Origin of the sequence: Aeromonas sp. WP2-W18-CRE-05 (genome assembly GCF_014168615.1) — a bacterium.
Lineage (GTDB): Bacteria > Pseudomonadota > Gammaproteobacteria > Enterobacterales > Aeromonadaceae > Aeromonas > Aeromonas caviae.
Genome location: NZ_AP021917.1, coordinates 2,392,315 through 2,405,096 on the forward strand (window position 1 = coordinate 2,392,315; position 12,782 = coordinate 2,405,096).

At 63.1% G+C, this 12,782-nt stretch carries 10 protein-coding genes; 3 read left to right on the plus strand and 7 right to left on the minus strand.

Going from position 1 to position 12,782, the window contains the following annotated elements; translation table 11 throughout:
- Positions 1-138: 138 nt before the first annotated feature.
- The 5 genes from yjfF to H7R73_RS11190 all read right to left on the minus strand — a co-directional run bounded on the left by yjfF (position 139) and on the right by H7R73_RS11190 (position 5,950).
- Complete coding sequence (gene yjfF / locus H7R73_RS11170) at positions 139-1,146, minus strand: galactofuranose ABC transporter, permease protein YjfF (protein WP_103260048.1); 1,008 nt, start codon at positions 1,144-1,146, stop codon at positions 139-141.
- Positions 1,139-2,158 (minus strand): galactofuranose ABC transporter, ATP-binding protein YtfT, encoded by a 1,020-nt coding sequence (gene ytfT, locus H7R73_RS11175; protein WP_010674605.1) that lies wholly within the window; start codon positions 2,156-2,158, stop codon positions 1,139-1,141. Before ytfT ends, yjfF begins: the two co-directional genes overlap by 8 nt.
- Before the next feature lies 1 nt (position 2,159).
- Positions 2,160-3,668: a galactofuranose ABC transporter, ATP-binding protein YtfR gene (gene ytfR / locus H7R73_RS11180; protein WP_103261125.1), complete on the minus strand. Its 1,509-nt coding sequence runs from the start codon at positions 3,666-3,668 to the stop codon at positions 2,160-2,162.
- Between the two features lie 85 nt (positions 3,669-3,753).
- Positions 3,754-4,713, minus strand: a complete 960-nt coding sequence (gene ytfQ / locus H7R73_RS11185; RefSeq protein ID WP_103260049.1) for a galactofuranose ABC transporter, galactofuranose-binding protein YtfQ — start codon at positions 4,711-4,713, stop codon at positions 3,754-3,756.
- A 283-nt stretch (positions 4,714-4,996) separates the two neighbouring features.
- Positions 4,997-5,950 (minus strand): LysR family transcriptional regulator, encoded by a 954-nt coding sequence (locus H7R73_RS11190; protein ID WP_103260050.1) that lies wholly within the window; start codon positions 5,948-5,950, stop codon positions 4,997-4,999.
- Between the two features lie 129 nt (positions 5,951-6,079).
- Here H7R73_RS11190 and H7R73_RS11195 point away from each other — a divergent pair, with 129 nt between their 5' ends.
- Positions 6,080-6,931 carry a type 1 glutamine amidotransferase domain-containing protein gene (locus H7R73_RS11195; protein ID WP_103260051.1) on the plus strand — a complete coding sequence of 284 codons (852 nt, stop codon included), beginning with the start codon at positions 6,080-6,082 and terminating at the stop codon, positions 6,929-6,931.
- 62 nt (positions 6,932-6,993) lie between these two features.
- Here the strand turns inward: H7R73_RS11195 and H7R73_RS11200 are convergent, their stop codons facing one another.
- The gene (locus tag H7R73_RS11200; RefSeq protein ID WP_103261126.1) at positions 6,994-7,872 is read right to left on the minus strand and encodes a LysR family transcriptional regulator; all 879 of its coding nucleotides are present in this window, start codon (positions 7,870-7,872) and stop codon (positions 6,994-6,996) included.
- 161 nt (positions 7,873-8,033) lie between these two features.
- Here H7R73_RS11200 and fdhD point away from each other — a divergent pair, with 161 nt between their 5' ends.
- Positions 8,034-8,819 carry a formate dehydrogenase accessory sulfurtransferase FdhD gene (gene fdhD / locus H7R73_RS11205; RefSeq protein ID WP_045524794.1) on the plus strand — a complete coding sequence of 262 codons (786 nt, stop codon included), beginning with the start codon at positions 8,034-8,036 and terminating at the stop codon, positions 8,817-8,819.
- Entirely contained in the window at positions 8,803-11,100 is a 2,298-nt protein-coding gene (locus H7R73_RS11210; protein WP_103260052.1) for an FdhF/YdeP family oxidoreductase, read from the plus strand. Before fdhD ends, H7R73_RS11210 begins: the two co-directional genes overlap by 17 nt.
- A gap of 81 nt (positions 11,101-11,181) precedes the next feature.
- Here H7R73_RS11210 and H7R73_RS11215 read toward each other — a convergent pair whose 3' ends face one another.
- On the minus strand, positions 11,182-12,756 hold the full coding sequence (locus H7R73_RS11215) for a sensor domain-containing diguanylate cyclase (protein ID WP_103260053.1): 1,575 nt from the start codon (positions 12,754-12,756) through the stop codon (positions 11,182-11,184).
- Positions 12,757-12,782: the final 26 nt, after the last annotated feature.

The window sequence follows — 12,782 nt, forward strand, 5'->3', positions numbered from 1 at the left end:
CGGGAGGTTGGGGCCGGGCCCTGTGAGCGCCCCCGCTGCCTCCCCATCCTCTGCGCCGGACCCGCGACGGCCAGGCGGGGAGGGCGCACGGGAGCGCCTTGCCGCGTTATCTTCTGCCACCAGAGTCTTACTGATACCTCACTCGGGCTGGGCGGCAACCTGGCGCTTGAAGGGACCTGGCTTGTTGGCCTTGCGGTGCTCCGAGACCAGGATCAGCAGGCGCTGCAGGGCGATGAAGCTGAACAGCAGCAGGCCGATGATGATCTTGGTCCACCAGGAGCTGAGGGTGCCGTCGAAGTTGATGTAGGTCTGGATCAGCCCCTGGATCAGCACCCCGAACAGGGAACCGAAGACGGTGCCCACCCCGCCGCTCAGCAGAGTGCCGCCGATGACAACGGCGGCGATGGCATCGAGCTCCACCCCGACGGCGGCGAGCGGATAGCCCGCCGAGGTATAGAGCGCGAACACGATGCCTGCCAGAGTCGCCAGGGTGGTGGAGAGCAGGTAGATGCGAATGGTTGTGTGGCGCACCGAGATCCCCATCAGGGCTGCCGAGGTGGCGTTGCCGCCGATGGCGTAAACGTTGTTGCCAAAGCGGGTGCGGTTGGCGAGCAGTATGCCGAAGACCACCACCGCCAGCATGATGAGGGCCAGCAGGCTCAGGCGACCGCCACCCGGTATCTTCCACGACAGGCTCGACAGGTAGGTGAAGGTGGGGTGATCGATGGGCAGGGACTGCTCGGATATGAGAAAACTGGCCCCCCGCAGGAAGAACATGCCCGCCAGGGTGATGATGAAGGCGGGGATCTTCAGGGTGTCGATGAGCCAGCCCATGAGGGCGCCAAAGCCTGCCCCGAGCACCAGCACCAGAGGGATGGCCAGCACGGGGCTGACCCCCAGCCTCCCGATGAGGGTTGCCAGCAGCACGCCGGTGAAGGCGATGACGGCCCCCACCGACAGATCGATGCCCCCCGAGAGGATGACGAAGGTCATGCCCACCGCCACTATTCCCAGAAACGCGTTGTCCGTCAGGATATTGCAGATGATGCGGGTGGACATGAAGGCAGGGAAGGAGGCCAGGCAGAGCAGATAGCCCAGCACGAAGACCATGATGGTCACCATCAGGGGGAGGTTGCGTTTAAACATGGCGAGTCCCTCGCTGGAAGAGGTGGTTGAGGGCCGGTGACTGCATGACCAGCACCGCCAGCACCACCAGGGCCTTGACGATCTGGTTCCACTGGGGCTGGTAGCCGGAGAGCAGGATCCCGGTGTTCACCCCCTGGATGATCAGTATGCCGATCAGGGAGAGGGCGAGGTTGAAGCGCCCCCCCATCAGGGAGGTGCCTCCTATCACCACCGCCAGAATGGCGTCCATCTCGAGCCAGAGCCCGGCGTTGTTGGCATCGGCACCCCGGATGTCGGCGGCGACTATCATGCCGGCGACGGCGGCCATCATGCCGCTCAACAGGTAGGTGGCGATCACCACCATGGGGGTGTTGAGCCCGGCGTTCTTGGCAGCCTTGATGTTGATCCCCACCGCTTCGATGAAGAGGCCGAGGGCGGTGCGCTTGGTCAGCAGCCAGAGCAGCAGTGCCATGCCCAGGGTGATGATGACCGGGGTGGGCAGATAGAAGAGGGAGCCGCTGCCGATCCAGGCGAGGGCGTCGTTGTTGAAGGTGATGATCTGCCCCTCGGTGATGAGCTGGGCGATTCCCCGGCCCGCCACCATGAGGATCAGGGTGGCGACGATGGGCTGGATCTTGAACACCGCCACCAGCAGGCCGTTCCACAGGCCGCACAGAAGGCCCACCCCGATGACGGCGGCGAAGATGACCGGCAGGCTGTGACCGCCGGTGGCCAGGCTAGCCATGGTGGCCCCGCTGATGGCCATGACGGCGCCCACCGACAGGTCGATGCCGCCAGTGGCGATCACCAGGGTCATGCCAAGGGAGAGCAGGGCCACCGGGGCACAGCGGTTGAGGATGTCGATGAGGCTGCCAAACAGCCGCCCATCCTGGATGTGGATGGCGAAGAAGTTGTCGGCGACCAGGGCATTGATGAGCAGCACGCACACCAGGGCGGCGCACTGGGCCGAGCCCGTGGGCCACTCCCTGCGGGCGCGCGACCCCTTGGCGAGGGGGAGAATGGATGACGTCATATCAGGCCTCACATGCAATGGCGTTCATGATGGCAGGGACGCTCAGGGCGTCCGTCGCAAGCTCTGCCACCTGTTTTCTGTCACGAAGGACGATCACCCGATCGGCATAGCCCACCAGCTCCTCGAGCTCGGAGGAGATGACCAGCAGGGCCAGCCCGTTGGCGCAGAGGGATTCGATGAGGCGGATGATCTCGGCGTGGGCCCCCACGTCGATGCCCCGGGTAGGCTCGTCTAGGATCAGGAACTGGGGTTTGGTGAGCAGCCAGCGGGCGAGCAGCACCTTTTGCTGGTTGCCCCCGGAGAGAAACTGGATGGGCTGCTCTGGTCCCGGGGTCTTGATGGCCAACTGCTCGATGAGGCGGGCGGTGATCTCGTCCTGCTCCTTGCGAGACAGGGGATGCAACCAGCCCCGCTGGGCTTGCAGGGCCAGCACCATGTTCTCCCGCACCGAGGCCGAGGCGATGATGCCGGCGCTCTTGCGATCCTCCGGGCAGAAACCAAAGCCGTTGGCGGCCGCCTGGCGTGCAGAGCGGATGGTCACCGGCTTGTCCCGCACCCGGCACTCGCCGCTATCGCTCGGGACTATGCCGAACATCAGCTCGGCGGTCTCGGTACGACCGGACCCGAGCAGGCCGGCGAGGCCCACTATCTCCCCGGGCATGACGTCGAGACTGAAAGGGGTGATGACTCCCCGCTTGCCATAGTCCCTGAACGACACCATGGGTTGGTTGCTGCGCAGTGTCTTGCCCGCCCGCTTGAGGGCATTGTCGTCCAGCTCGCGTCCCAGCATCATCTTGACCAGCTCCAGTTGTGGCAGTGCCTGGGTGTCGCGGGTGCCGACCAGCTCGCCGTTGCGCAGCACTGTGATGCGATCGCTGATGGCGTAGACCTGATCGAGAAAATGGGTGATGAAGATGAGGCTTACCCCCTGATCCCGCAGGCGCGTCATCAGGGAGAAGAGCATCTGGACTTCGCTGGCATCCAGGCTCGCGGTGGGCTCGTCCAGGATCAGGATCCTGGCGGAGAGTGACACCGCCCGGGCGATGGCCACGATCTGCTGCATGGCGACCGAGTAGTGGTCGAGGGGCTGGGTGACATCCATCTCGAAGCCGTGGCTGGCCATGATGGCGCTGGCCTGCCGGGTCATGGCGCCCCGGTCGATGAAGCCGAAACGGCGTGGCTCGTGGCCGATGAAGAGGTTGTCCGCCACCGACATGTTCGGCAGCAGGTTGACCTCCTGATAGACGGTGCCTATCCCCAGACGCTGGGCATGGGCGGTGTCCGTCGGGGAGATGGGGACGCCATCGAGTTCGATACGGCCGGCGTCTCGCTGATAGACACCGGTGAGGGTCTTGATCAACGTGGACTTGCCGGCCCCGTTCTCGCCGAGCAGCGCCATGATCTCTCCCCGGCGCAGGGAGAAGTCCACCTGATGCAGGGCCCGTACTCCGGGAAACGCCTTGCATATTCCGCGGGCATTCAATACGACATCGTGAGTGTTCTCTGACATGAACATTGGCTCTCCGATATAGCGCGCCATACAAGTTCAATCACTTATATGGCGCGCTATGTGACAGTCTGGCGGGGGAGCGGGATTAATAACCCATGTCTTTTTTCAGCTCGAGCTGCGCCTCGGCACTCCCGGGCTCAAACAGTTTGGACTCCGTCTTGATATGTTTGGGGGGCAGGGTGCCATCTTTCTTATAGGCCAGCAGGGCATCGAAGGCCGGTCCCGCCATATTCGGCGTGAGCTCCACCGAGGCATTGGCTTCGCCTGTGATCATCGCCTTGAAAATATCCGGCACGCCATCGATGGAGATGATCTTGATATCCTTGCCCGGTTTCAGCCCGGCCTCTTTAATGGCCTGGATGGCGCCGATGGCCATGTCATCGTTATGGGCGTAGACGGCGCAAATATTCTTGCCGCTATTTTCCGCCTTGATGAAGCTCTCCATCACCTCCTTGCCCTTGCTGCGGGTGAAGTCGCCGGACTGGGTGCGGATGATCTTGATGGTGGGCACGGCCGAGACGGTGTCGAGGAAGCCCTTCTTGCGATCCAGCGCCACGCTGGCACCCACTGTGCCCTGCAATTCCACCACGTTGCACGGTTTGCCATCCTGCTGCTTGATGAGCCACTGGGCTGCCACTTCCCCTTCGTGGACGCTGTCGGCGGCGACCCCGGTCATGAAGAGACCGTCATCTTTTACCGTGATATTGCGATCCAGCAGGAAGACCGGGATCTCGGCCTCTTTCGCCTCCTGCAATACCGGCTCCCAGCCAGTCTGTACCACGGGGGCAATAAAGATGGCATCCACCCCCTGGGCAATAAAGGAGCGAATGGCCTTGATCTGGTTCTCCTGTTTCTGCTGGGCATCGGCAATTTTCAGGATGATGCCGCGTTTTTGGGCTTCGCTCTTGGCGACCGAGGTTTCTGCAGCTCGCCACCCGGATTCAGAACCAATTTGCGAGAAGCCCACGGTCATCTCTGCAGAATATGCAGTGGCCGAGAGAATAAGGGTGCTGATAATACTCGCCAGTTTCACTTTTTTATACATATGACACTCCTTTGTGATGCATGGTGAAATAAACCGGAACACGTCAGGTTTTTATTGTACGGGTCAAGGTTATAGGCTCTTGAATTAAACGGCGGGAGGTGGCTCACAGAAAATTTTCGGCAGCATGATGCTTCATACAAACAGCAGAAGAGTTCATATATCTAGCTCTGCCTGTATTGATTTTTATGCATATTTATTTAATTAGGCAACCATTGTGTCCAGAGTGCCACCTGTTTTTTGCCCCCGGTATCGGGGGTGCAGGCACGCAGATGAGGGGCCCTCGTCAACGAAGAGGGGGATATTCCCCTGGCACAGGCGACCCCTCTGGGTGCACCGCTGCCAGCAGATAATCCACGAAGGCCCGGACCCGGGCCGAGAGGTGACGGTGCTGTGGATAGAGGGCGTAGAAGGGGCGGGATCGCCCCGCAAAGGGGGTCATCACCTCGATCAGCTTGCCTTGCAACAGCGCCTCGGCCGCCACGAAATGGTAGATCTGGAACAGACCGCCCCCAGCCACCGCCCAGCCCAGGCCCGCCAGCACATCGTCAAGCACCCGCTGTCTGCTCTGAACATGAAGGTCGACAGGGTCCCCCTGCTCGTTCACGAACTGCCAGGGGAAGGGGCGACCCGTGCTCGGGGTGATGAACTGGATCAGATCATGTTGCGACAGCATCTCCAGGGAGGTTGGCGCGGGGCGGCGGGCGGCATAATCGGGGGCGCAGAAGACCCCGAGGCTGGCATCCTCCAGCTTGCGGGCGATGATCCGCCCATCGCGTGGCTCCCCCAGCCGGATGGCCAGATCGTAACCATCCTCCACGAAGTCGATGTTCCTGTTGGAGACATTGAGCTCCAGCTCGACCTCGGGATAGGCCGCCATGAAGCCCGGCAGCAGGGGCACCAGACGGTGGTGGGCATAGACTGTGCCCACGCTGATGCGCAGCACTCCTTTGGGGTGGCGCTGGCGGCCGGTGATGGCCCGCTCGGCCTCGGCAATCTGCTCGAGCGCCTGCTGGCACTGCTCCCGATAGCGCTCCCCGTCATGGGTGAGGCGCACGCTGCGGGTGGTGCGATGGAAGAGTTTGACGCCGAGCCTGGCCTCGAGACGCTGGATGGAGCGGCTCACCGAGGCGGGCGTTACCCCCAGTACCTGAGCCGTGGCGGTAAAGCTGTCAAGTTCGGCTGCCTTGCAAAAGAGCTCTATGGTGCCGAGCTGGACGGGGTCGAAGGCACGGGACATATGTTCATCCATGTAAATAATCAAGTTCAATGGTGTGAGTTTATTCGTCCGTGGGTAATCAGTAAATTGCCCATCGAGGGCGGCCCGGTGGCCGCCCGATCGATCACTGCCATCAAAAGGAAGATCACGATGAAGAACACCCTCAAGGCCGTGCTGGCCTCACTGCTGCTGGCGACCTCCGCTGCGGCCAGCGCCGCCCCGAAAGGCGAGATCCTGGTGCTGCTCTCGAGCGAGACCGAACTGCCGCTGCAAGGGGGCAAGAGCCTGACCACCGGCTTCTACCAGAATGAACTGGGGGTGCCTGCCGCCGCCCTGCTGGAGGCCGGTTATACCCTGACCCCGGTGACCCCGAGAGGGAACCGGCCCGTTGTCGACAAACACTCCGTCGATCCCCAGTACTTTGGTGGCAACCCGCAGGAGATGGTGCGCATCGGCGCCGTCGTGGAGGGGCTGCTTGGCGCCGGCAAGGTGCTCTCCCTGAGGGAGGTGCTGGCATCCGGTCCCGAGCGCTATGCCGGCCTCTTCATTCCCGGCGGCCACGCACCCCTCATCGATCTTGCCAAGGATCCCGAGGTGGGGACCCTGCTTCGCCACTTCCATGACAACCACAAACCCACGGCCGCCATCTGCCATGGCCCCATCGCGCTGCTGGCGGCGCAGGCGGATCCGGCCGGGTTCGAGCAGTCGGTCATTGCAGGCAAGGCAGACGGCGCCAGAGAGTGGATCTACGACGGTTACAGGATGACCATCTTCTCCGACAAGGAAGAGGCGGTGTTTGAAGGCTCCCTTGGGGGTGACAAGCTGCGCTACTACCCGGCGAAGGCCATGGCCCAGGCCGGCGGCAGCATGCAGTTCGTGGCACCCTGGCAGCCTGGCGTTGTGATCGATCGCGAGCTCATCACAGGCCAGAATCCCTTCTCCGACCACGCCCTGGCGAGCGCCTTCATCGCGGCGCTGGACAAACAGCAAGGGGCAGACTGACGCCAGGAGAGGCGCAAGTTCCCCCCTTGATCAGTGCAGGCAGCCCCCATGGGCTGCCTTTTTCATGCCCCTGCCTTGGCGAGAAACGCCTTCATGGCGGGGGTGACACTGTGTTTTCGGGTGATGAAGGCGATGGTGCCTGCGCTTGCATCGCTCAAGGGGTGGCAGGGCAGTTTGAAGAGCTGCTGGGCGGTGGCGGCGATGCCGGCGCTGACCACGGCGCAGCCCAGGCCGTGGCTCACCCCGTTGACCAGGTGGAACAGGGAGTCGGTCTCCAGCACCACCCGCAGGCTGATCTGCTGGCGGGCGGCGGCCTCGTCCAGGTAGCGGCGAAACTGCATGGTGGTGCTTGGCAGGATCAGGGGGAGATCTTGCAGGTCCGCCAGGGTCAGCAGCCCGGTCGGGGCGCAGTGGGCAGGCAGGGGGCCCAGCAGGGCCATGGGGTTGGGGTGGCGAAGCTGGACGTCGAGGGCCCGGCGCTGATGCTCGGTGAGCAACTCGTCAAAGCCGAGCCCGATGTCGATGCGATGCAGATCCAGCTGCTCCATCAGGGTGGCATGGGTCATCACGCAGAGGTGCAGGCCCACCTTGGGGTAGGCGTCGTTGAACCCCTTGAGCAGCGGCATGATGTCGATGCTCGACTGGGGCACGACGCCGATGCGCAGCGCCCCCGACAGCCCGCCCCGAAAGAGGCTGAGCTCCTGGCGCATGGCATCCTGTTCCTGAAGCATCCGCTCGGCGTGGTGCAGCACCAGTTCCCCCGCGTGGGTCAGGGCTACGAACTGGCTGTTGCGCACCACCAGTTCGGTGCCAAGTGACTTCTCCAGGGCGGTGATGCTGGCCGACAGGGTCGGCTGGGTGATGAAGCAAGCCTTGGCCGCCTTGGCGAAGTGACGGTGCTGGGCCAGCTCGTAGAAATAGCGCAACTGCTTGATATTCATCGTGGTAATGGCAGCAGACAAAGGCAATGAGCGACAAATTTAATCAATCGACATCCTTATAGCAATAGAAGTTATCTATTGGTGAATAGATTTGTTTCATTGGTTTTGGCGCGGCGGCTTATCTAAACTTGAGGCCCGAATACAGCTTATAAGCGTCTCGCATGATCCCTTTCAATTCACGGTTGCCCAGTCTGGATGAGCTGGTGGAGGAGGTGGCCGTGTCCGTCAACATCAACGGCATCAACCATGCCGTCATGATGGCCACCCCGGACGATCTCGACGATTTCGCCATCGGTTTTCTGTTTGGCGAGGGGATCATCGGGGGCAACCACGATGTACACGATATCCAGAGCACCCCGTCCGAGCACGGCATCGTGCTCGATGTCACCATCGCCAACCGCTGTCTGGCTGTGCTGGGTCAACGCAAGCGCCGCCTGGCCGGTGCCAGCGGCTGTGGCATCTGCGGCGTGGAGGCCATCGAACATGCGTTGCCCGTGCTCACCCCGCTGACCCCGGGCGCCCCCTTCGACACCGCCTCTTTGCAGGATCTGCGGGAGCGCATCGTCCCCTGGCAGAGCAAGGCCCGCCAGAGCGGCGCCCTTCATGCCGCCCTGGCGCTGGATGATCGCGGCGAGATCCTGGCCTGCCGGGAGGACATAGGGCGGCACAACGCCCTGGACAAGCTCATCGGCATGCAACTGCGCCAGCCGGTGCAGGCCGCCACCCTGGTCATCACCAGCCGCTGCGGCAGCGAACTCATTCACAAGGCGGTGCAATTTGGCGCCGCTCACCTCATCAGCCTTGCTTCACCCAGCCAGCTCGCGGTGCGACTGGCCCTGAAGTACAACCTGACCCTGATCCATGTGCCCCGATCCGATGCCCCGGTCTGCTATGCCAGCCCCCGCGCCCAGGATCACGTTGGAGACTCCCATGTCCAGTCATATTGAGAAACCGGCCAAGGCCGGCGGCTTTTCCTCCCTGCAGTCCACCTTCAAGCAGGTGCTGCGCAGCCAGAAGACCCGCCAGAACATCAAGAACCTGCTGCGGGTCAACCAGACCGACGGCTTTGACTGCCCCGGCTGTGCCTGGGGTGACAACAAGCAGGGGGCCTTCCAGTTTTGCGAGAACGGCGCCAAGGCGGTGGCCTGGGAATCCACCGGCAAGACGGTGGGGGCCGATTTCTTCGCCGAGCATTCGGTGCGTCGCCTCGCCACCCAGAGCGACTACTGGCTCGAATACCAGGGGCGACTGACCGAGCCCCTGCGCTACAACCCGGCCACCGATCACTACGAGCCGGTTAGCTGGGATCAGGCGTTTGCCCTCATCGCCGACAAACTCAAGAGCCTGGCCAGCCCCGACGAGGTGGAGTTCTACACCTCGGGACGCGCCAGCAACGAAGCCTCCTACCTCTATCAGTTGTTTGGCCGCCTCTATGGCACCAACAACTTCCCCGACTGCTCCAACATGTGCCACGAGGCGAGCGGGGTGGGGCTCATCCAGTCCGTCGGGGTGGGCAAGGGCACAGTGGTGCTCGATGATTTCGACGCCGCCAAAGCCATCTTCGTCTTTGGCCAGAACCCGGGCACCAACCACCCGCGCATGATGAACGCCCTGCGCAAGGCGGCGCGCCAGGGGTGCCAGATCGTCACCTTCAACAACCTCAAAGAGGTGGCCCTCGAGCGCTTCGCGAGCCCCCAGAGCCCGGCGGAGCTACTGACCCCGGCGGCCACCACCATCAGCCACCAGTACCTCACGCCAAAACTTGGCGGTGACATGGCGGCCATTCGCGGCATGGCGAAATACATCCTGGAAGAGGAGGGGGGGCGCATCGATCTCGCCTTCATCGAGCAGCACACCGCGCACTTTGACGACTACCTGGCCCAGGTGAAGGCCACGGAGTGGACGCAAATCGAGGCGCAATCCGGCCTCGGTCGGGAGGCGATCACACGGGCGGCGCAGATCTTCGCAAGCAGCGAGAGCGTGATCAGCTGCTGGGCCATGGGGATCACCCAGCACAAGCATTCGGTCGACACCATTCGCGAAATCGTCAACCTGCACCTGATGTGCGGCCAGATTGGCAAGCCGGGGGCCGGACTCTGTCCGGTGCGCGGTCACAGCAACGTGCAGGGCAACCGCACCATGGGGATCAACGAGAAACCCAATGCCGCCTTCCTCGATCGCCTGGAGCGCCGCTTCCCGGTGGGCTTCAAGCGCACGCCGGGGCACAACGTCTACGAGGCCCTCAAAGCCCTTCATGGCGGCAAGAGCAAGGTGCTCATCTGCCTTGGGGGCAACCTGGCAGCCGCCGCGCCGGATACCGAGTTCACCTATGAAGCGATGCGAAGGAGCGAGCTCAACGTGCAGATCAGCACCAAGCTCAACCGCAGCCACCTCATGGTGTCAAAAGATGCCCTGATCCTCCCCTGCCTGGGCCGTACCGAGCTCGATCAGCAGCGCACCGGGGTGCAGAAGATCACCGTGGAGGACACCTTCAGCATGGTGCACGCCTCCACCGGGATGAACGAGCCGGTCTCGCCGCTCTGTCTCTCCGAGATAGACATCGTGGCCCGCATGGCCGAGGCAACGCTCGGCAGCGATCGGGTGGACTGGCTGGCGCTGCGGGATGACTACGGGCTGCTGCGGGATCTCATCGAGGAGACCATCGCGGGCTTTGGCGACTTCAACCGCCGCATCGAGGAGCCCTGCGGTTTCCATCTGGAGAACAGCGCCGCCCTGCTGTGCTGGAACACCGCGAGCGGGCGCGCCGAATTCAGGGCGAGCCGTTTGCCGGACTCCATCCTGCCCGAGTGCACCAGCCACGCGGAGCAGATGGTGGACCAGCCCGTGCTGCTGCTTCAGAGCCTGCGTTCCCACGATCAGTACAACACCACCATCTATGGCATGGATGACCGCTATCGCGGCATCAAGGGGCGACGCAACGTGGTCTTCATGAACGAGGAGGATGCCAGGAGGCTGGGGCTCGCCGAGGAGCAGCGGGTGGACATGAGTGCGGTGTGCAACGATGGGCGCGAGCGGGTGGTGCGGGGCTTTAGCGTCATCTTCTACGAGATCCCGAAAGGCAACATCGCCGCCTACTACCCCGAGACCAACCCCCTGGTGGCCATCGAGAGCATAGGGGAGGGCTCTTTCACCCCCACCTCCAAATCGGTGCCCGTACTGGTGACCCCGAGCGCCGCCTCGGTCGAGAGCCTGGCCGTCACGCTCTGATCCCCTGACATGGATACCGTCCGACCCCTGCCATGGCAGGGGTTTTTTATGGGCGAACGGTGCCCGGTAAAGCCTGGGCCATCAGCCCAGGGCCACCACCACGCAGTTTCGGCCCTGGCTCTTGGCATCATAGAGCGCCTTGTCCGCCTCCTTGAGCACGGCGGCGATGCTGGTGGCATCCGCCCCCCAGTGTGCGACGCCGAGGGAGATGGTGATGTGGCCTGCTATCTCCATGTCGTGGCTCGCCACCCGGGTACGCAGGCGCTCGGCGATCTTCTGTGCCTGTGCAAGGGAGACCCCGGGCAGCAGCAGCAGGAACTCCTCGCCGCCGCTTCGACACAAGGCGGCATCGGAACGCAGATCCTGCTGCATCAGGGTGGCGAGGGAGACGATGACGGCATCCCCCACGTCGTGACCGAAGCGGTCGTTGATGGCCTTGAAGTGATCGATGTCCAGGGCAATCACCGTCAGGGGCTGACGTTCGGCCTCGTACTCGTCCAGCATCTGCTGCATGGCCCGGCGGTTGAACAGGCCCGTCATGGGATCGGTGTGGCTGTCGGTGTGCAGCTTGTCGATCTTGGTGTTGAGCAGCCCCAGCCCCTTGAGGATGGCCTGCTTCAACTGGGCCGCTTCGAAATACCAGGCGCGGATCCCCGAGATGCTGGTGGCGGCCCCCTGCTGATCCATGAGCCCGGCCCGGTTGGCCAGTTGTCGCAGGGGTCTGGCGATGATGGTGGCCGAGAGCCAGATGACGAAGAGAATGAAGAGGGTGACCGGGATCATCCTCTTGAGGATCTCCAGCATCTGTTCATCCAGGCCGGCCAGGGTGGCGCTGCGGGGGCGCTGGGCCACTATCCCCCAGCCTGCGTCCGCCACCGGGGCAAAGCCTGCCAGCATCTCGCTGCCCCGGGAGTTGAGCACGCTTTGCGCGCCATCCTGTCCCTTGAGCACCGCATCCACCACCCGGTTCTTGCCAATCTTCTGGCCGATGCGCTCCGGGTTCGGGTGATAGATGAGGGTGCGCTGGCGGTCCACCACATAAAGATAAGAACCATCCTGGTAGTAGTGCTGCCCCAGCAGGCTGGAGAGCACGCTGGCGGACTCCAGATAGATGGTGCCGGCAACATAGCCGAGGTAGCGCTTGTCTGCCGAGAAGATGGGGTGGGAGAGGCTGATGAGGTAGTTGCCAGTGAGGGAGACCAGGGGATCCGCGATGAGGGGCTGCTGGCTTGCCAGGGTCCGGCTCGCATTGGCCGAGGTGAGCTTGACCCCTTTCACATGCAACGCCTCGGGAGAGACGGCGACGATGACGGAATCGGTGTTCACGATGGCCACCGAGTTGAAGGTGTTGGTCTGCTGGCGCAACTGGCCTGCCACCTCCTCGAGTCCATGAAGGTCGTTGCCCTGTAGCAAGGGGGCGAGCCGGGCCGCGCCATAGGCCAGCTGTCCCTGGGCCGAGCGCAGCATGGTCTCGGTGGAGGCGGCGAGCTTGGTGGCATAGACCCGGTTTGCTTCCAGGGTGCTGTCGATGAGCAGTTGTCTTTGTGCCTGATAGATGGCGTAAAAGCTGTTGCCAAAGGTTGCCAGCACGCCGATGACGGCCAGCGCAAGGATGAGGCGATGCAGATCAAACCTCAGCAGCCAGTGAGAGTGCATGAACGAAACGGATCCTTGTCGTGGCG

Bases quoted from the DNA above. Each gene is read 5' to 3' on its own strand.
- H7R73_RS11210 (WP_103260052.1), top strand. From the start codon at position 8,803: ATGTCCAGTCATATTGAGAAACCGGCCAAGGCCGGCGGCTTTTCCTCC.
- H7R73_RS11195 (WP_103260051.1), top strand. From the start codon at position 6,080: ATGAAGAACACCCTCAAGGCCGTGCTGGCCTCACTGCTGCTGGCGACC.
- H7R73_RS11215 (WP_103260053.1), bottom strand. From the start codon at position 12,756: ATGCACTCTCACTGGCTGCTGAGGTTTGATCTGCATCGCCTCATCCTT.
- H7R73_RS11190 (WP_103260050.1), bottom strand. From the start codon at position 5,950: ATGTCCCGTGCCTTCGACCCCGTCCAGCTCGGCACCATAGAGCTCTTT.
- ytfQ (WP_103260049.1), bottom strand. From the start codon at position 4,713: ATGTATAAAAAAGTGAAACTGGCGAGTATTATCAGCACCCTTATTCTC.
- yjfF (WP_103260048.1), bottom strand. From the start codon at position 1,146: ATGTTTAAACGCAACCTCCCCCTGATGGTGACCATCATGGTCTTCGTG.
- ytfT (WP_010674605.1), bottom strand. From the start codon at position 2,158: ATGACGTCATCCATTCTCCCCCTCGCCAAGGGGTCGCGCGCCCGCAGG.
- H7R73_RS11200 (WP_103261126.1), bottom strand. From the start codon at position 7,872: ATGAATATCAAGCAGTTGCGCTATTTCTACGAGCTGGCCCAGCACCGT.
- fdhD (WP_045524794.1), top strand. From the start codon at position 8,034: ATGATCCCTTTCAATTCACGGTTGCCCAGTCTGGATGAGCTGGTGGAG.
- ytfR (WP_103261125.1), bottom strand. From the start codon at position 3,668: ATGTCAGAGAACACTCACGATGTCGTATTGAATGCCCGCGGAATATGC.